Genomic DNA, 19,867 nt, shown 5'->3' on the forward strand with positions numbered 1-19,867 from the left:
TTAACGACGTTCCAGAACTTCGAAGCAATAGCTGTGTGAGTTTTGCGCGTCGGCATCGTGGAATTCGCTAAAGACCGATTCCCAGTCATCCGGCTCGTAGTCCGGAAAATGCGTATCCCCTTCGACTTCTGCATCGATATGCGTCAGATACAGCTTCTGTGCTTTAGGCAGGAACTGCTCATACACGCGCCCACCGCCAATCACCATAATCTCGGGTTCATCGCCACAGGCAGCAATCGCCTCATCAATAGACTTCACCCACTGCACGCGATCGTCGGTGCCCGGCTTGCTGCTGATGACGATATTTTTACGCCCTGGCAACGGTCGGCCGATGGATTCCCACGTATGGCGCCCCATAATAACCGGCTTATTTAAGGTGTTACGTTTAAACCAGGCGAGATCGGCAGGGAGGTTCCACGGCATGGCGTTTTCCATACCGATGACGCGATCTACCGCTAACGCCGCAATCAGACTGATCATTGAATAATTCCCGGATACAAAAAAATTGTCGCCACTATACGGAAAGCGCATTCTTTCGTCGACTAGCCAAAGGAAGATGTGCAGGAAAATTTTCTGTTCTGCTGGCGAGCCCGTGACTTCTTAGTGGGCTGCCAGCATTACAGTAGTTCAAAAACAGTCAATTAGCAGTAAAGTTTGCAGAACATCACATTTTTTACCCTATGTTGACGGTTTCACTTCCGGCTCATCTGCGACGTCTCCCGTATGTTTACCTTCATCCGTGCCTTGCCAGCCATGGCGTTGAATCAGAGACAAATGCTGACGATCCTCGGTAATAATTTCACTCAACATGGCGCTGGTACGCTTATATACCGCCGCGCGTGAAATCGCGTCGTTTTCACCTTTCACCATTTCCTCAACCATCAGCGTATTGAAACGACGGAATAAATCGGCCCGCTCACGTGCTTCATAGCGCCCAAGCCCCAGACCCTCCAGCGCCAGGCGCCCGGTTTTCAACGCGCCTTCAAAGGTTTCACGCTCAGGCATCTCAACCCCCGCCTGACGCAAGCGAATGTAATGATCAACATCGCGCGCCCGGGCAATAATTTGCAAGTGCGGGAAATGTGCTTTCACCATTTCGGTCAGTTGCAGACTGGTTTGCGGATCGTCAATGGCATTAATGATCACCTCCGCTTTCGCGGCCCCCGCAGACTCCAGTAGATCCATCCGTGTGGCATCGCCATAAAAAACCTTCATCCCAAATTTGCGCAGCGTTTCGATATGGTCCGGGTCATGATCAAGTACCACCATCTTCACCCCGCTCGACAGCAGCAAGCGACCGGTTATCTGGCCGAATCGACCAAACCCGGCGATAATCACCCGGGGTTGCTCCTCATCGATTTCATCCGCCTCACGCACTTCACCGATGGACGATTTTTCCAGCCGCGTCAGGACAACCAGCAAAATAGGCGTGGCCGCCATCGACAGCGCCACTGCAAGCGTCAGCGCTTTTGCCCATTCAGGATCAAGCACATTGGCCATTTGCGCCGCACCAAACACCACGAAGGCAAACTCACTCCCTTGTCCTAATAATACGGCAAACCAGCGACGTTGCTTGTTCGGCACCTGCAACGGCTTAGCAATCACCCACAGCATGATGGTTTTGATTGCCAGGAAACCCGCCAGCAGAATAATAATACGTAGCGGATTATCAATTAGCGTGCCGAAGTCGATAGACATCCCGACGCCGATGAAAAACAGCCCCAGCAACAACCCTTTAAACGGTTCGATATCACTTTCCAGCGCATGACGATACTCCGAGCTTGCCAGCAAAACGCCCGCCAGGAATGCGCCCATCGCCATCGACAGGCCCACCTCTTCCAGCAATAAACCGAATCCAAAAACCAGGAACAGGGCGACGGCGCTGAACACCTCCCGCAGTCCGGAGCGCGCGACAAAACGCAGGGCCGGTCGTGTGACATAACGACCCAGTACCACCACCAACGCCAGTGCACCGGCCACTTTCAGCGCCGACAGCGCAAACGCTCCGAGCGTGGTTGACGCCCCGCTCGCCGCCAGCAGCGGGATCATGGCAACCAGCGGAATGGCGGCAATATCCTGGAACAACAGTACGGCAAACGCACTGCGGCCCATTTGCGACACCATCAGGTTGCGTTCATTCATCGCCTGCATGGCGATAGCCGTCGAGGAGAGAGCCAGCGTCATGCCAATCAGTACAGCCACCTGCCAGCGCAGGCCTAGGAACATACAGAACAAACCAATTAATCCGCCGCAGACCACCATTTGCAGCGCACCGCCGCCAAACACCGAGGCCCGCAGCTTCCACAAACGTTGTGGGTCGAGTTCCAGACCGATGACAAACAGCATCAGCACCACACCGATTTCCGCAAAGTGCAGGATAGATTCGGCGTCCGTCACCAGCCTTAAGCCCCACGGGCCGATGATGCACCCTGCAATGAGATACCCCAGCACCGAGCCTAACCCCAGCCGGACCGCAATCGGCACAATCAACGCCGCTGAGCCAAGATATATCAGCGCCTGTATCAGCGTGTGGCTATCCATGATGTGCCTCCTGCCACTCCATTAAGCGCTGCTTGTAATGCCGCGCCTGAGCCTGTAGCGTTTCGTCGTCACAGATGAACGTACAGTGCATCGCAAACGGCGGTAACCACTTCAGGCCGCAATATAACGCCGTGGCCTGCAACGGTTGAGAAAGCACGTCAAAACCTGGGTGTGAGCCGATATCAAAATGATTTTCACCGCCGCCGGTGGTGACCGCCCACAACAAATGTTTACCGCGCAGCGCAGTGCCACCATGACCATACGCCCAGCCGTGGGCGAGGACTTTGTCCATCCACAGTTTGAGGAGAGGCGGTGTGCTGTACCACTGCATGGGATGCTGCCAGACGATGAGACTCGCGCGTGAAAGCGCGTCCTGCTCCGCGGCGATGTCGATATTGAAGTCGGGATAAAGCTGGTAGAGCGAACGAACCTCTACGCCCTCCAGCGTCCTTGCCTGCTCAAGCATCCGCTTATTCGCATGCGAGTGCTGCGGATAGGGATGTGCATAAATGATGAGAATCATGATTAGCCTGCTATCACTGCATTATTGTAATACCAGTGAGTTTAGTCAGTTAATCAGCAGGCTAAAAGTCAATATTATTGAGTAGCTGAATGGAGAAAACTGAATTAGTTGTCGAGTTCGCTCATATCTTTCACTTGATCGCGGTTAATTTGTTCCGTTTTACCGGTTTCCGCATTTTCATACGACACCAGGCCTGTATCATCATCCACCTGCGGCTTGCCGTTGGTGACAATGGTTTTACCGTCGGTTGTTTTAACCGCCTGGTTGGAGGAACAACCGACGACGGTGAACAGCGCTGCTGCGGTAAAAATGGAGGTGATCAGAATATGTTTTTGCATGGTGTTCTCCCTGCTTTTCAGTCATTTTCAGTGATATACCGTTTAAGTTTAGGCTAACTAACTGAGTAACAGGGAAAATACAGAACACTCCTAATGGCTGACTCTCGACGCTGGCTTACTGCGGATCGTCATTTGGCTGGTCTGAGCCAGCGTCAGCCCCCGCGTTTCTGGCGCAAAGGCAATGGAAACCAGCAGGCCAATCAGCGAAATCCCGGCCCCCATCAGCATCACATGGCTGATCCCGTATTTGGTGATGAATACTGGCAGCGCCCAGGTAGACACAATGGTTCCTACCCGGCTTAGCGACATGATCACTCCGACGGCGGACGCGCGAATATCGGTGGGGAACAGCTCGTTGGGGTACAACCACTGAAGGTTCCCCGGTCCTCCCGAGAAAAACGCATATACGGCAAACGCCAGCACCACCAGCCAGACACCCATATCAGGAATCAGCCCTAACACGGCCAGCGCCAGCGTCATCATAATAAAGCTGCCGATTAACAGCGGCCTACGACCAGCACTATTGAGCCAGAACATCGGTGGAATACAGCCCAGCATAAAGCACAGGCTAATCACCACGTTGCCCAGTGCGGCGCTTTTCCCAACGCCGAGGCCGAGCAATCCGACAATCTGTGGACCAAAGGTATAAATAGCGAACATCGGGATCACCTGGCAGGTCCAGATGGCGGCGACGAATAAGACAAACGGGAAATGGCGGCGATTAAACAACTGAAGAAAGCGTGTTTCCTGCGGTGCTTCTTCGTCGAACACCACCGGCTCGCCGAACAGCTTGATCATCATCGCGTCACACTCTTTTACCCGCCCTTTACGCAGTAGCCATCGCGGTGACTCGGGAAGATCGAAACGACCAATGAGGATCAATATACAGGGGATCACCGCACTCCCCAACATCCAGCGCCATCCCCCCTCGACATCATACAGCCAGTAGCCGACCAGATCGGCGCAGGTCGCACCGACATACCACATGGCAGCGATAAAACCGATGGAAAAGGCGCGCTGTCGGGTATTGGAGAACTCGGTGATCATGGAAGTGGCTATCGGATAATCTGCGCCGATGACCACCCCGATCAACACCCGCATCACCAGCAGCTCTACGGGAGAAGAAACAAACATCGTCGCCGCCGATATCACGCCAATGGCGATGATATCGATGATGAACATTTTGCGCCGCCCGACTTTATCGGAGATGTAGCCAAACAGCGACGTGCCGACAAACAGCCCGGCCAGCGTCCCGGCACCTAACAGACCAATCCACTCCGCATCCAGCTTCAATGCCGGCGTGAGCTGCTCCAGCGCAACGCCAATCATCACCAGCACATAGCCATCCAGAAACGGTCCACCGCTTCCCCACAGCATTATTCGCCGGTGAATGGAGGTGAATTTGATGTCATCAAAGTTCCTGGGCTGCTGCATGGTGATGTCCTGTTTTATTTAACTTAATGCCTGATGGCGCTGCGCTTATCAGGCCTACGTACTGTGCCTGTAGGCCGGATAAGGCGAAGCCGCCATCCGGCACCAGGTTTAGCCGTAGCGGAACTCCACACCAAAGGTGCCGCGTGGGTATTCCCATTTCTCCAGCGCCGTATCGAGTCCGAGAATTCGACAAGTGCCGCATTCCAGGCAACCGGCGTAATCAAAGCGCACGCTGCCGTCATCCTGTTTTTTGTACAAGCCGGCCGGGCAGGCTTTGATCAGCACCTCCAGCACCTGTTTATCGGGCTGAGTTTTCAGAATGATGTGCGGGCTTTCTTCATCGACATTGAATTTATTGACGCCCAGTTTGACGTCTACATTGACGGGAGAAGTCATAATACGGTCACTCCTTTAAGGCCATCCTTCATCAGGTTGATGAAGCCCACTTTCTTCGCATGACGCAGCAATGTTTTACGCATCAGGACCGGCGCTGAACCATCCACGGTAAACAGGTCGCGGGCGATATTCACTACCATTTCTGGATAGGCGGTAAACATGCGGGGATTATCGAGGAACGCAGGCAGCTTCTGATACATGCGCATATCGCGCATCGGGCCGTCGTCCAAATGCTGGTGATATTCGGCAAGCGCTTGCTTGCTAAAGTCGTCACGCTTCATGGCTGAAAGTACCGTTTTAGCGGCCGCTTCGCCTGCCGAGATAGCCAAATCCATACCGCGAATGGTGAAGCCAAGGTTCATACACATTCCGGCAGCATCACCAGCAATCAGTACACCGTCGCCCACCAGTTCCGGCTGCATATTCATCCCGGCTTCCGGCACTACGTGAGCGGCATATTCCACCAGCTTGCCACCAGCAATCAGTGGGGCAACGGCCGGGTGCTGTTTGAAATCTTCCAGCATTTGCGGGACCGATTTTTTCGCGTCCTTCAGGTGATGAAGGCCGCATACCAGCCCTAAAGAAACAGTGGTTTCATTAGTATAGAGGAAGCCACCGCCCATCAGGCCGTCAGTTGGCGACCCAGCAAACAGACAGGCTGCGCCTTCGTTACCCTGCAGATGAAAGCGGTCTTCAATCACCGATTTCGGCAATTCAATAAGCTCCTTCACACCAACGGCCACATGTGCCGCGTCAACGCGCTTGGCCATACCCAACTTTTCTGCCAGAAGAGAATTCACGCCGTCAGCGAGGATCACCACTTTTGCTTCAAGAATATCGCCATCGGCCTCCACACCCACGACCTTGCCATCACGCTGGACGACATTATCCACGCGGATACCGGTAATCAGCTGGGCGCCCGCCTCTTCAGCCTGCTCCATCAGCCAGGCGTCAAATTTACTGCGCAATACGGAATAAGAAACCTGCGACGCCGCCGCCTCTTCTCCGTTGCAATAATCCATCGTCATCGCCCCTTTTTCAGTCATAAAGGCGAGTTTTTCGTGGGTGATCATGCGTTCAATGGGAGCATGCTCAGCAAAGCCGGGGATGATACGCTCCAAGCTGTGCGCATACATGCGCCCACCGGTGACATTCTTCGCGCCAGCAGAATTGCCGCGCTCGATAACCAGCACCTGTGCACCTTCACGAGCGAGCACCAGCGCCGCAACCGAGCCGGCCAGCCCTGCACCCACGATGATGGCATCAAAGATATCTTCGGACATATACAACTCCTCTCAGCGGCAGAGTACTTTCGTACTCTGCCCGGAATGGTTTAGCGCGCTAATGCGGCCGTCAGCGCAGGCAGGATCTTCAGCGCATCGCCAACGATGCCAAAGTCGGCGTACTGGAAAATTGGGGCATTCTTATCTTTGTTGATGGCAAAAATCGTCTGTGCGCCGTTCGCGCCAACCATGTGCTGGATCTGCCCGGAGATCCCCACCGCCAGGTACAGGTCGGGCTTGAGCATCAAGTTGGAGATCCCAACGTAGCGTTCGTGCTCCATCCACTTCTCGTTTTCAGCCACCGGACGGGAGCAAGCCAGCTCAGCGCCCATGGCCTGGCACAGCGCTTCCGCCAGCGAGATATTCTCTTTGCTGCCAATACCGCGCCCCACGCTGACCACCAGTCGCGCTTTGTCGAGATCGACGCTGTTGCTCTTGCGCGCTTGCGTGGCGGTACGGGTGACCGCGACGGCCGGAGCCTGCCACTGCACCTCATGCTTCTCACCGATGCGGGATGCCTCTGGCTGCATCGCGTCAAACGTTCCGCTGCTGAGCGTGATCACCGCAAATGGCGAGGCGATGGTTTCCGCCCCCATTGCCAGACCGCCATACACCATATGTTTGACCGCCACATTGCCGTCCTGCAACGTCACCGAGCTGGCATCGTTAGACACCGCAGCCGACAAACGAAAGCCCAGCTTTGCTGCCAGCAGTTTGCCGCGACGAGTATTCGGCAGCAGTACCGCGCCACCTTCACTGTGCTGACGAATGGTCTGGGCCATCACATCCGCATAATCTTCGATCATACGGTCATCGGGTTTACCGCTGAGCAGCCAGACATGGTTGGCGCCCAGCTGGATTGCTGCCGCACTGTCAGCCTCGCTCAGTACGAACGTGTTGATTGACTCACCTAAAGCCTGCGCACCCTTCATCAGCTCCGGCAGACGAGAAGGGGTATCGCTGAATACCCAGACACTGGAAAACTTGTTCATAACATCCCCTGATAATTAAATGATTTTGCGCAGGTTCTCGACAAACTCGGCAATCTGTTCTTCACCGTCACCTTCAATCACAACGCGCTGACGCTCGCGTTGCTTCGGTGCAGCAACCTGTTGGGCGGAATACACATCCACGCTATTTAGCGCAATATCCGCTGGCGACCAGACCTGAACCGGTTTTTTCGCCGCGCCAAGAATGGCTTTCATGGAAGGGATTTGTGGGGTATTGATGTCGGTAGAGACCGCAATCACCGCTGGCAGCGGGATGCTCAGAGTTTCAATTTCATCTTCCAGCTCGCGTTCTACCGTGAGGGTGTTATCCGCCAGTGAGAGGATCTTGCTCACACCGTTAATCGCCGGGATATTCAATGCTTCGCCCACCAGCAGACCGACCTGCTGGGCATAAAGATCGGAAGATCCATCACCGCAGATAATCAGATCAAAACCGGATTTTTGTGCCGCGGCAGCCAGTGCTGTCGCCGTCTGCTGAGGCAGCGCCTGTTCGAATTGATCGTCAATCACCACGATCAGCTCATCCGGACCGCGAGAAAGCACATCTTTGCGCCCTTTAGCATTGGTCAACGCTTTGCCACCCACGCTCAGTGCAACAACCTGAACCTCTCCCAGCTGCTGTTTTAACTGGCAAGCAGCCTCAATCGCATTCAGGTCGTACTGACTGATTTTGGCATCAGCCTTGCTGAGATCCAGCGAACCATCAGCATTATTAATCGCAATATCCTGTTCGTCAGGCACGCATTTGTAGCAAGTAATTATCTTCATTGCATCTCCAGAAATCATGAAGGAAACGTTATTCATATCGGCTGTGTTAAATACAGATATCACGCTCTTTAATTCGGAAATAAAACATTAATCACCAATATTGAAAATGTCACACATTCATATTCGTAACTTTCAATAGTGTTATGCATCTCAACAATATTGAAAATCACCTGTCAAACATGAAAGTTTTCAATATTGTTTGCTGGTTCAACAATATTGAAAGACAACGACTTATAAAACTTAAAAAATCAACATCAAGATACTGATTTAAAACAATAAATAACAAAAAATCCAACAAAGTAGCCAGCATAAAAAAGTGTGACACACATAACAGAACCACCGCTAACGAATACCCATTATGAGTTACTCACAGAGGCGCCCCAGAGGTTAAATAGTTATCAACAAATTATTAATAATAAATATACAAAACAGCACGATCGGGAACGCTAAATAAATTTCGTTTTCACACTGGAATTCACTTATGAAAAATGAAAAGAAGAAATCGGGAATAGAACCAAAGGTTTTTTTCCCGCCATTAATAATTGTCGGAATACTTTGTTGGCTAACAGTAAGAGATCTTGATGCCGCGAATGTGGTTATTAATGCGGTATTCAGTTACGTCACCAATGTCTGGGGCTGGGCATTTGAATGGTACATGGTGATCATGCTGTTCGGCTGGTTCTGGTTGGTCTTTGGCCCGTATGCCAAAAAGAAATTAGGTGATGAAAAACCGGAGTTTAGCACCACCAGCTGGATATTTATGATGTTCGCCTCCTGTACATCGGCTGCCGTGCTGTTCTGGGGTTCAATAGAGATTTACTACTATATCTCCACCCCACCCTTTGCTCTCGCGCCTAACTCCACCGGCGCGAAAGAACTCGGTCTGGCGTACAGCCTGTTCCACTGGGGGCCGCTGCCGTGGGCAACCTATAGCTTCCTTTCTGTGGCCTTCGCCTACTTCTTCTTTGTGCGCAAGATGGACGTCATCCGTCCCAGCTCCACACTGGTACCGTTAGTTGGCGAGAAACACGCTAAAGGGTTATTCGGCACCATCGTCGATAACTTCTATCTGGTCGCGCTGATCTTCGCGATGGGGACCAGCCTCGGTCTGGCTACACCGCTGGTGACCGAGTGTATCCAGTATCTGTTCGGCATTCCGCATACCCTGCAATTAGACGCCATCATCATTACCTGCTGGATCATTCTGAACGCCATTTGCGTGGCCTGTGGTCTGCAAAAAGGGGTGAAGATCGCCAGCGACATTCGTAGCTACCTGAGTTTCCTGATGCTGGGCTGGGTGTTTATCGTCAGCGGTGCCAGCTTCATCATGAACTACTTCACCGACTCCGTCGGCATGCTGATGATGTATTTACCGCGCATGCTGTTCTATACCGACGCTATCGGTAAAGGCGGCTTCCCGCAGGGCTGGACTGTCTTCTACTGGGCATGGTGGGTGATTTACGCCATCCAGATGAGCATCTTCCTCGCCCGTATTTCTCGCGGCCGTACCGTACGTGAACTGTGCTTCGGCATGGTACTGGGTCTGACTGCTTCCACCTGGATCCTGTGGACGGTCCTTGGCAGCAACACGCTGCTGTTGATGGATAAAAATATTGTCAACATCCCACAACTGATTGAGCAACACGGCGTGGCGCGCGCCATCATCGAAACCTGGGCCGCATTGCCGTTCAGCACCGCCACCATGTGGGGATTCTTTATCCTCTGCTTTATTGCCACCGTCACGCTGATTAACGCCTGCTCTTACACCCTGGCGATGTCCACCTGCCGCGAAGTTCGCGACGGTGAAGAACCGCCGCTGTTAATCCGTATCGGCTGGTCGGTACTGGTCGGCGTCATCGGTATTGTTCTGCTGGCGCTGGGCGGACTGAAGCCCATCCAGACGGCGATTATTGCCGGAGGATGCCCGCTGTTCTTCGTCAACATTATGGTCACGCTGTCCTTTATTAAAGACGCCAAAGTGCACTGGAAAGACAAGTAAGTTTAATTAACCCATTACTGAAGAGGCTTGAAGATGGATTTCAATTTGAATGACGAGCAGGAACTGTTTGTCGCAGGTATTCGTGAACTGATGGCCAGTGAGAACTGGGAAGCTTACTTTGCCGAGTGCGATCGTGACAGCGTCTACCCAGAACGTTTTGTAAAAGCGCTGGCGGATATGGGCATCGACAGCCTGCTGATCCCGGAAGAACACGGCGGTCTGGAAGCCGGTTTCGTCACCGTTGCCGCGGTGTGGATGGAATTAGGTCGCCTTGGCGCACCGACTTACGTGCTGTATCAATTGCCGGGAGGTTTTAACACTTTCCTGCGTGAAGGCACCCAGGAACAAATTGATAAAATCATGGCGTTCCAGGGCACCGGTAAGCAGATGTGGAACTCCGCTATCACAGAACCGGGAGCTGGATCGGATGTTGGCAGTCTGAAAACCACTTATACACGCAAAGATGGTAAGGTTTATCTTAATGGCAGTAAGTGCTTTATCACCAGTAGCGCCTATACCCCGTATATCGTGGTGATGGCTCGTGATGGTGCATCGCCGGATAAACCGATTTACACCGAGTGGTTTGTTGACATGACGAAAGCCGGTATCAAAGTCAATAAGCTGGAGAAACTCGGCCTGCGCATGGACAGTTGCTGTGAAATTACCTTTGATGACGTCGAACTGGATGAAAAAGACATGTTCGGTCGGGAAGGTAATGGCTTTAACCGCGTGAAAGAAGAGTTTGACCACGAACGTTTCCTCGTCGCCCTGACCAACTACGGTACAGCAATGTGCGCCTTTGAAGATGCGGCGCGCTACGCCAATCAACGCGTCCAGTTTGGCGAAGCAATTGGTCGTTTCCAGCTCATTCAGGAGAAGTTTGCGCATATGGCGATCAAACTGAACTCCATGAAAAACATGCTGCTGGAAGCCGCGTGGAAAGCAGATAACGGCACCATTACCTCGGGTGATGCAGCAATGTGCAAATACTTCTGCGCTAACGCCGCGTTTGAGGTCGTGGACACCTCCATGCAGGTACTCGGCGGTGTGGGTATTGCGGGCAATCATCGCATCACGCGCTTCTGGCGTGACCTGCGTGTTGACCGTGTTTCCGGTGGCTCTGATGAAATGCAGATCCTGACGTTGGGTCGTGCGGTACTCAAGCAATACCGCTAAGTGGGATGCCGGATGGCGCTTCGCCTATCCGGCCTACAACTAACTGCCAGGAGTTACATTATGGACCATTTACCAATGCCTGCATTTGGGCCGCTTGCCGGCGTACGCGTTGTCTTTTCAGGGATCGAAATCGCCGGGCCGTTCGCCGGACAGATGTTTGCCGAATGGGGCGCTGAGGTTATCTGGATTGAAAACGTCGCCTGGGCCGATACCATCCGCGTGCAACCCAACTACCCGCAGCTGTCACGCCGCAACCTGCACGCCCTGTCACTCAATATTTTCAAAGATGAAGGCCGGGAAGCGTTTCTGAAGCTCATGGAAACCACCGACATTTTCATTGAAGCCAGTAAAGGTCCGGCCTTTGCCCGCCGCGGTATTACCGATGAGGTTTTATGGGAGCATAACCCGAAGCTGGTTATCGCTCACCTCTCCGGCTTCGGCCAGTATGGCACCGATGAGTACACCAACCTCCCGGCGTACAATACCATCGCCCAGGCGTTCAGCGGTTATCTGATTCAAAACGGTGACGTTGACCAGCCGATGCCAGCCTTCCCGTACACCGCCGATTACTTCTCCGGCATGACAGCCACCACGGCAGCCCTGGCTGCTCTGTATAAAGTGCGCGAAACGGGTAAAGGCGAAAGTATCGATATTGCCATGTACGAAGTCATGCTGCGTATGGGCCAGTACTTCATGATGGATTACTTCAACGGCGGTGAAGTTTGCCCGCGCATGACCAAAGGTAAAGACCCCTACTACGCCGGTTGCGGCCTGTATAAATGCGCCGACGGCTACATCGTGATGGAGCTGGTTGGCATTACGCAAATCAACGAATGCTTTAAGGATATTGGTCTGGCGCACATTCTCGGAACGCCAGAAGTTCCGGAAGGCACACAGCTCATCCATCGTGTTGAGTGCCCGTACGGCCCGTTAGTCGAAGAGAAACTGGATGCCTGGCTGGCAGAACACACTATTGCAGACGTTCAGGCGCGCTTTGCCGAACTGAATATCGCCTGCGCGAAAGTACTGACGATCCCGGAACTGGAAGACAACCCGCAGTACGTAGCCCGTGAATCCATTACCCAGTGGCAAACGATGGACGGTCGCACCTGTAAAGGCCCCAACATCATGCCGAAATTCAAAAATAACCCAGGGAAAATCTGGCGTGGCATGCCGTCACACGGCATGGATACCGCCGCCATTCTGAAAAATATCGGTTACAGCGAAGCAGACATTAATGAGCTGGTCGGCAAAGGTCTGGCCAGGGTTGAGGATTAAACGCGATGCGCTGACCGGCTTTGCGGGTTAGCGCTCACGCCTGATTTCAGTGGATAAGGTAAAATGGATATCGTTGGCAGACAAAACTTACGTCAGATGTGGGACGACCTGGCCGGGGTGTACGGAGATAAAGCAGCACTTATTTTCGAATCCTGCGAAGGAAACGTTCGGCAGTTTAGCTATGCCTCGCTTAATGAAGAGATTAACCGTACGGCGAACCTTTTTCATTCATTGGGCATACGCAAAGGCGATAAGGTCGCATTACATCTGGACAACTGCCCGGAGTTCATTTTTTGCTGGTTTGGGCTGGCAAAAATTGGCGCCGTGATGGTACCGATTAACGCCCGCTTGCTGGGGGAAGAAAGCGCCTGGATCCTGCAAAACAGCCAGGTCAGCCTGCTGGTCACCAGCGCTCAGTTTTATCCAATGTACCGCCAGATAAAACGGGAAAATACCACCCCGCTTAATCACATTTGTCTCATCGGAGAGCAGGTTCCGGCTGACGATGGCGTGAGCCATTTTTCTCAGCTCAAGGACCAGCAGCCGACAACGCTGTGCTATACACCACCGTTATCCACTGATGACACGGCAGAAATTCTGTTTACCTCAGGCACCACCTCGCGTCCCAAAGGGGTGGTGATTACCCACTATAACCTGCGTTTTGCCGGTTACTACTCCGCCTGGCAGTGCGCCCTGCGCGATGACGACGTCTACCTGACGGTCATGCCCGCTTTCCATATTGACTGCCAGTGTACGGCAGCCATGGCGGCTTTTTCCGCAGGCAGTACCTTTGTGCTGATAGAGAAATACAGCGCCCGGGCCTTCTGGGACCAGGTACGTAAATATCAGGCGACGGTGACGGAATGCATTCCGATGATGATCCGCACCCTGATGGTACAGCCCGCAAGCCCGACTGACAGGCAGCACAAGCTGCGCGAAGTGATGTTCTACCTCAATTTATCGGTGCAGGAAAAAGATGATTTTATCACGCGCTTTGGCGTTAGGCTGCTGACCTCCTACGGCATGACGGAAACCATCGTCGGTATTATTGGTGACCGCCCCGGTGACCAACGGCGCTGGCCTTCCATTGGCCGCGTGGGCTTTAGCTATGAAGCCGAAATCCGCGACGATCATAATCAGCCGTTACCTGCCGGAGAGATTGGCGAAATCTGCATTAAAGGCGTGCCGGGTAAAACGATATTTAAAGAGTACTACGCACAGCCACAGGCCACGGCCAACGCGCTGGAGCCGGACGGCTGGTTGCATACCGGTGATTCCGGCTACCGGGATGAAGACGGCTTTTTCTATTTCGTTGACCGGCGCTGCAACATGATTAAACGCGGTGGGGAAAATGTTTCCTGCGTCGAGCTGGAAAATATAATCGCTGCTCACCCTAAAATTCAGGACATTGTCATTGTCGGTATTAAAGACGCTATCCGCGATGAGGCGATTAAAGCCTTTATCGTATTGAATGAGGGCGAAACATTAAGCGAAGCGGAATTTTTCAGTTTCTGCGAAGGCAATATGGCGAAGTTTAAGGTTCCCTCGTTTTTGGAGATAAGAACCGACCTGCCGCGTAATTGTTCCGGAAAAATAATCAAAAAAAATCTGAAATAAATCCTCCGCCAGGAATGCCTCCTGTCGGCAAATCTATTTTTTGGAGATGAGCTATGAGTGAATCATTACATCTGACCCGTAACGGCCCGATTCTGGAAATTACATTAGACAGGCCCAAAGCGAATGCCATTGACGCCAAAACCAGTTTTGCCATGGGTGAGGCTTTTCTTCATTTCCGCGATGACCCGGAATTGCGCGTGGCGATTATCACCGGCGGCGGCGAGAAATTCTTTTCTGCGGGCTGGGACCTAAAAGCGGCAGCAGAAGGTGAAGCGCCGGATGCCGATTTTGGTCCCGGCGGTTTTGCCGGTTTAACGGAAATATTTGATCTCGACAAGCCGGTCATCGCCGCAGTAAACGGCTATGCCTTCGGCGGCGGATTCGAGCTAGCGCTGGCGGCAGATTTTATCATCTGTGCGGAAAACGCCAGCTTTGCGCTACCGGAAGCCAAGCTTGGTATCGTGCCAGACAGCGGCGGCGTGCTGCGTCTGCCGAAGCTGCTGCCGCCTGCTATCGTCAACGAAATGGTGATGACCGGCAGACGAATGAGCGCCGAAGAAGCACTGCGCTGGGGGATTGTGAACCGCGTCGTCAGCCAGGTTGAACTGATGGACAGCGCCCGCGAACTGGCGCAGCAGCTGGTGAATAGCGCCCCGTTGGCCATCGCCGCGCTGAAAGAGATTTACCGCGCGACCAGCGAAATGCCGGTAGAAGAAGGCTACCGCTACATCCGCAGCGGCGTGCTGAAGCATTACCCATCCGTACTGCACTCTGAGGATGCGCTCGAAGGACCGCAGGCATTTGCTGAAAAACGCGATCCGGTGTGGAAAGGTCGTTAATGTGCTGAGGCCGGATGGCGCTTTGCTTATCCGGCCTACAAAAAATGCACACTCGTAGGCCGCGTTATCCGGCAAAAACAACTGAGGAATATCGTGAGTTATTATGCGTTTGAAGGCCTGATCCCGGTGGTACACCCACAGGCGTATGTCCATCCTAGCGCAGTGCTGATTGGCGATGTGATCGTCGGTGCTGGCGTATATATCGGTCCTCTTGCCTCGCTGCGCGGCGACTATGGCCGCCTGATCCTTGAAGCAGGCTCGAATCTTCAGGATGGTTGCATCATGCACGGCTACTGTGACACCGACACCATCGTGCATGAGAATGGACACATCGGACATGGTGCAATCCTGCACGGCTGCGTCATTGGCCGGGACGCGCTGGTTGGCATGAACAGCGTCATAATGGACGGCGCAACAATTGGCGAAGAGAGCATTGTCGCCGCCATGAGCTTTGTTAAAGCCGGATTTACCGGCGAGGCAAGGCAAATGCTGGTCGGTTCACCTGCCCGCGTGCTGCGAGAGGTGACAGACCAGGAGCTGCACTGGAAGCGGCTGAACACCAAAGAGTATCAGGATCTCGCGGTTCGCTGTCGGGTAGGGTTACGCGAAACACAGCCGTTAACGCAGATTGATAAAAACCGCCCGCGTCTGAAAGGCACGACGGATGTGAAGCCCAAATCAGCACAGTAATTGATGCCGGATGCGCTCACGCTTATCCGGCCTACGAGTCAATTACCGTTTATGCCGCCATCAGGCAAACTTACAATTAGCGACGCATACTTTTTGACAGCATCATCTGCCATTTCTGCTCGCGATTAAGCTCTGTTGGCGGTACAGCCGACATACGCGGCATTTTCCCTACGCTCACTTTTTTATCCTGCAAATTGTGATTCAATCTGCTGTAGAGATGAGAATCAATACTCACGACTTTCACCAGACGCTGGCACTGACAGCCCCGGCCTGCAATCTGGTTAGGGATCATCTTAACTTCACAAACAATTTCTCCCACTTCAGACAGAATATAGGAGAGCGTATTAATTGCTTTGCAGTGTTCAATATTAAAATGGAGGGAGATTTCTTTTGCCGTGACCCAACGATCTTCAGCCCTGATCCAATCGGCAATTAACAAATAAAGCGGTCTTTCAACATATTCTTCACACATAAGCACACCATTTCACAAATTAAAAATCTGGCTACGGCCTGTCTGGATAAATAAAAACAAAGCCCTATTAAAATTGTGTATATGAGAGATAGTATGCGACTTGAATGTTGATTAGTGTGAGCAACATCTTGCTTATTACATTGAAAATGTGGTTATCACAGCGCTATTTGCCTGTAATGACCTTAATAGATAAAAAAAACGGTTTCTTTACAGAAACCGTTTCTTATTTAATTGCAGACCCGACCCGCTCAGAAGCGGGTGGGTCATTGTCGATTACTTCGCGATCTGTGCGTGCATTTCCTGAACGGAGGTCACCTTCTCGGTAGCATCCGCATTCAGCGCCATCGCCGTGGCGAAACCGCCGTTCAGCGTGGTGTCATAATGAACTTTGTACTGCAGCGCGCTGCGGCGAATCAGCTTGGAGTCTTCAATCGCCTGACGACCTTCAGTGGTGTTGATGATATAGGTATATTCGCCATTCTTGATACGGTCCTGAATATGCGGACGACCTTCATGCACCTTGTTTACCAGACGCGGGTTGATACCGGCTTCCCCCAGTACAATTGCCGTACCGTGGGTTGCGTCCAGCTCGAAACCAAACTTCAGCAGCTTCGCCGCCAGGTCAACGACGCGCTCTTTATCGCCTTCACGCACGGAGAGCAGTGCGCGGCCCTGTTTCTTCATGGTGGAGCTGCTGCCCAGCTGCGCCTTGGCGAATGCTTCCGCAAAGGTGCGACCTACGCCCATCACTTCGCCGGTAGAGCGCATTTCTGGCCCTAACAGGGGGTCAACGCCCGGGAACTTGTTAAACGGCAGCACCACTTCCTTCACCGAGTAGTACGGCGGGATAATTTCCTTGGTGACGCCCTGCTGTGCCAGCGTTTGACCGACCATCACGCGCGCTGCCACTTTTGCAAGCGCAACACCGGTGGCTTTGGAGACAAACGGTACGGTACGCGCCGCACGCGGGTTGACTTCAATCAGGTAAACTTCGTTGTTCTTCACCGCAAACTGGACGTTCATCAAACCACGAACCTGCAGTTCGAAGGCCAGTTTCTGCACCTGCTGGCGCATCACGTCCTGAATTTCCTGGCTCAGCGTGTAGGCTGGCAGGGAACACGCGGAGTCACCGGAGTGAACGCCCGCCTGCTCAATGTGCTCCATGATGCCGCCAATCAGCACCCTTTCGCCGTCGCAGATAGCGTCCACGTCCACTTCTACTGCGTCATCCAGGAAGCGGTCCAGCAGCACCGGCGCGTCGTTGGAGACGCTGACCGCGGTCTGGAAGTAGCGACGCAGGTCGGCTTCGTCGTACACAATTTCCATTGCCCGACCGCCAAGCACGTAGGACGGGCGCACCACCAGCGGGTAGCCAATCTCTTTTGCCTTCTCGACCGCCATTTCAATGGCGGTGACGGTGGCGTTGGCCGGTTGTTTTAGCTTCAGACGGTCAACCGCCTGCTGGAAACGCTCACGGTCTTCAGCGCGGTCAATCGCGTCCGGGCTGGTGCCGATAACCGGCACGCCTGCGGCTTCCAGCGCACGCGCCAGCTTCAGCGGAGTCTGCCCGCCGTACTGCACGATAACGCCTTTCGGCTTCTCGATACGCACGATTTCCAGCACGTCTTCGAACGTTACCGGTTCAAAGTACAGACGGTCGGAGGTGTCGTAGTCGGTAGAAACCGTTTCCGGGTTACAGTTGACCATAATGGTCTCGTAACCGTCTTCGCGCAGCGCCAGCGACGCGTGTACGCAGCAGTAATCGAATTCGATACCCTGACCGATACGGTTCGGACCACCGCCCAGCACCATAATTTTGTCGCGATCCTGAGTCGGGTTCGCTTCGCACTCTTCTTCATAGGTGGAGTACATGTAGGCAGTGTCGGTGGAGAATTCTGCGGCGCAGGTATCCACACGTTTATAAACCGGGTGCAGCTTATACTGTTCGCGCAGTTTGCGGATTTCCGCTTCGCGCACGCCAGCCAGTTTTGCCAGACGCGCATCGGCAAAGCCTTTACGCTTGAGCTGGCGCAGGAAATCAGCGTCGAGGCCGTTAATCCCCAGCTCTGCAACTTTTTCTTCCAGACGCACCAGTTCTTCAATCTGTACCAGGAACCAGCGGTCAATGTTGGTCAGGTTGAAGACGCCATCAACGGACAGACCAGCACGGAACGCATCGGCGATGTACCAGATACGCTCAGCGCCTGCATCTTTCAGCTCGCGACGAATTTTGGTCAGCGCTTCCGGGTCATCCAGGCTCACTTTCGGGTCGAAACCGGTGGCGCCCACTTCCAGACCGCGCAGCGCTTTTTGCAGCGATTCCTGCTGTGTGCGGCCAATCGCCATCACTTCGCCGACGGACTTCATCTGCGTCGTCAGACGGTCGTTAGCACCGGCAAACTTCTCGAAGTTAAAGCGCGGGATCTTAGTCACAACGTAGTCGATAGACGGTTCGAACGACGCTGGAGTACGGCCGCCGGTGATGTCGTTCATCAGCTCATCGAGGGTATAACCGACCGCCAGTTTCGCCGCCACTTTGGCAATCGGGAAACCGGTCGCTTTCGAGGCCAGCGCCGAGGAGCGGGAAACGCGTGGGTTCATTTCAATGACAATCAGGCGGCCGTTTTTCGGGTTCACCGCAAACTGCACGTTAGACCCGCCGGTTTCTACGCCGATTTCACGCAGTACCGCCATCGAGGCGTTACGCATGATTTGATATTCTTTGTCGGTCAGCGTCTGGGCAGGTGCCACGGTAATGGAGTCACCGGTATGAATGCCCATGGCGTCGAAGTTTTCGATGGAGCAGACAATAATGCAGTTATCATTTTTGTCACGTACCACTTCCATCTCGTACTCTTTCCAGCCAATCAGCGATTCATCAATCAGCAGCTCTTTCGTTGGGGAAAGATCCAGACCGCGTTCGCAAATCTCTTCAAACTCTTCGCGGTTATAGGCAATACCGCCGCCGGTACCGCCCATGGTGAAGGACGGGCGGATGATGCACGGGAAGCCGACGTCAGCGGCAACCGCCAGCGCTTCTTCCATGGTGTGGGCGATACCAGAACGCGCGGTGTCGAGACCGATTTTCTTCATTGCGATGTCGAAGCGACGGCGATCCTCTGCTTTATCAATCGCATCGGCGGTGGCACCGATCATGGTCACACCGAACTCTTCAAGTACGCCCTGACGCTCAAGCTCCAGCGCGCAGTTCAGCGCCGTCTGGCCGCCCATGGTAGGCAGTACCGCATCCGGGCGCTCTTTTTCGATAATTTTGCGTACCACTTCCCAGTGAATTGGCTCGATGTAAGTGGCATCGGCCATTTCCGGGTCGGTCATGATAGTCGCCGGGTTGGAGTTGACCAGAATAACGCGGTAACCCTCTTCACGCAGGGCTTTACACGCCTGCGCGCCGGAATAGTCAAACTCACACGCCTGGCCGATAACAATCGGACCCGCGCCCAGAATCAGGATACTTTTTATGTCTGTACGTTTTGGCATGGCTC

General features: G+C 53.4%; 17 protein-coding genes. 6 read left to right on the forward strand and 11 right to left on the reverse strand.

What is annotated here, in order from left to right:
* From folA to M2374_RS10805, 9 genes are all read right to left on the reverse strand, one after another.
* Entirely contained in the window at window positions 1–480 is a 480-nt protein-coding gene (folA, locus tag M2374_RS10765) for a type 3 dihydrofolate reductase (protein WP_096758340.1), read from the reverse strand.
* A gap of 198 nt (window positions 481–678) precedes the next feature.
* The gene (gene kefC, locus M2374_RS10770) at window positions 679–2,541 is read right to left on the reverse strand and encodes a glutathione-regulated potassium-efflux system protein KefC (protein ID WP_259154782.1); all 1,863 of its coding nucleotides are present in this window, start codon (window positions 2,539–2,541) and stop codon (window positions 679–681) included.
* Complete coding sequence (gene kefF, locus M2374_RS10775; RefSeq protein ID WP_115259486.1) at window positions 2,534–3,064, reverse strand: glutathione-regulated potassium-efflux system oxidoreductase KefF; 531 nt, start codon at window positions 3,062–3,064, stop codon at window positions 2,534–2,536. The genes kefC and kefF overlap by 8 nt, the downstream gene beginning before the upstream one ends.
* Window positions 3,065–3,168: 104 nt before the next feature.
* Window positions 3,169–3,402, reverse strand: a complete 234-nt coding sequence (locus M2374_RS10780; RefSeq protein ID WP_096758343.1) for a YgdI/YgdR family lipoprotein — start codon at window positions 3,400–3,402, stop codon at window positions 3,169–3,171.
* 90 nt (window positions 3,403–3,492) lie between these two features.
* On the reverse strand, window positions 3,493–4,836 hold the full coding sequence (locus tag M2374_RS10785) for an MFS transporter (protein ID WP_117342332.1): 1,344 nt from the start codon (window positions 4,834–4,836) through the stop codon (window positions 3,493–3,495).
* Between the two features lie 108 nt (window positions 4,837–4,944).
* Window positions 4,945–5,232, reverse strand: coding sequence for a ferredoxin-like protein FixX (fixX, locus tag M2374_RS10790; protein ID WP_096758345.1), 288 nt, complete (start codon window positions 5,230–5,232; stop codon window positions 4,945–4,947).
* The gene (locus M2374_RS10795) at window positions 5,229–6,515 is read right to left on the reverse strand and encodes an FAD-dependent oxidoreductase (RefSeq protein ID WP_259154785.1); all 1,287 of its coding nucleotides are present in this window, start codon (window positions 6,513–6,515) and stop codon (window positions 5,229–5,231) included. Before M2374_RS10795 ends, fixX begins: the two co-directional genes overlap by 4 nt.
* Window positions 6,516–6,565: 50 nt before the next feature.
* On the reverse strand, window positions 6,566–7,507 hold the full coding sequence (locus tag M2374_RS10800) for an electron transfer flavoprotein subunit alpha/FixB family protein (protein WP_115259489.1): 942 nt from the start codon (window positions 7,505–7,507) through the stop codon (window positions 6,566–6,568).
* Between the two features lie 15 nt (window positions 7,508–7,522).
* Window positions 7,523–8,293, reverse strand: a complete 771-nt coding sequence (locus M2374_RS10805) for an electron transfer flavoprotein FixA (RefSeq protein WP_153880715.1) — start codon at window positions 8,291–8,293, stop codon at window positions 7,523–7,525.
* A 481-nt stretch (window positions 8,294–8,774) separates the two neighbouring features.
* Here M2374_RS10805 and caiT point away from each other — a divergent pair, with 481 nt between their 5' ends.
* From caiT to caiE, 6 genes are all read left to right on the forward strand, one after another.
* A complete protein-coding gene (gene caiT / locus M2374_RS10810) occupies window positions 8,775–10,292 on the forward strand; it encodes an L-carnitine/gamma-butyrobetaine antiporter (RefSeq protein WP_096758349.1) in 1,518 nt (505 codons plus the stop codon).
* Between the two features lie 33 nt (window positions 10,293–10,325).
* Entirely contained in the window at window positions 10,326–11,468 is a 1,143-nt protein-coding gene (gene caiA / locus M2374_RS10815) for a crotonobetainyl-CoA dehydrogenase (protein WP_096758350.1), read from the forward strand.
* 60 nt (window positions 11,469–11,528) lie between these two features.
* On the forward strand, window positions 11,529–12,746 hold the full coding sequence (gene caiB / locus M2374_RS10820; RefSeq protein WP_115259491.1) for an L-carnitine CoA-transferase: 1,218 nt from the start codon (window positions 11,529–11,531) through the stop codon (window positions 12,744–12,746).
* A gap of 63 nt (window positions 12,747–12,809) precedes the next feature.
* Window positions 12,810–14,363 carry a crotonobetaine/carnitine-CoA ligase gene (gene caiC, locus M2374_RS10825; protein ID WP_115259492.1) on the forward strand — a complete coding sequence of 518 codons (1,554 nt, stop codon included), beginning with the start codon at window positions 12,810–12,812 and terminating at the stop codon, window positions 14,361–14,363.
* Between the two features lie 53 nt (window positions 14,364–14,416).
* Window positions 14,417–15,202: a crotonobetainyl-CoA hydratase gene (gene caiD, locus M2374_RS10830; protein ID WP_115259493.1), complete on the forward strand. Its 786-nt coding sequence runs from the start codon at window positions 14,417–14,419 to the stop codon at window positions 15,200–15,202.
* 93 nt (window positions 15,203–15,295) lie between these two features.
* On the forward strand, window positions 15,296–15,892 hold the full coding sequence (caiE, locus tag M2374_RS10835) for a carnitine operon protein CaiE (RefSeq protein WP_117342338.1): 597 nt from the start codon (window positions 15,296–15,298) through the stop codon (window positions 15,890–15,892).
* A 76-nt stretch (window positions 15,893–15,968) separates the two neighbouring features.
* On the opposite strand, the gene caiF is transcribed toward caiE, so the two are convergent.
* Both caiF and carB read right to left on the reverse strand, forming a co-directional pair.
* Entirely contained in the window at window positions 15,969–16,364 is a 396-nt protein-coding gene (gene caiF, locus M2374_RS10840; RefSeq protein ID WP_096758355.1) for a carnitine metabolism transcriptional regulator CaiF, read from the reverse strand.
* 273 nt (window positions 16,365–16,637) lie between these two features.
* Window positions 16,638–19,862, reverse strand: a complete 3,225-nt coding sequence (gene carB / locus M2374_RS10845; protein WP_117342339.1) for a carbamoyl-phosphate synthase large subunit — start codon at window positions 19,860–19,862, stop codon at window positions 16,638–16,640.
* Window positions 19,863–19,867: the final 5 nt, after the last annotated feature.

It is taken from the genome of Citrobacter sp. JUb117 (assembly GCF_024809055.1).
GTDB lineage: Bacteria > Pseudomonadota > Gammaproteobacteria > Enterobacterales > Enterobacteriaceae > Citrobacter > Citrobacter gillenii.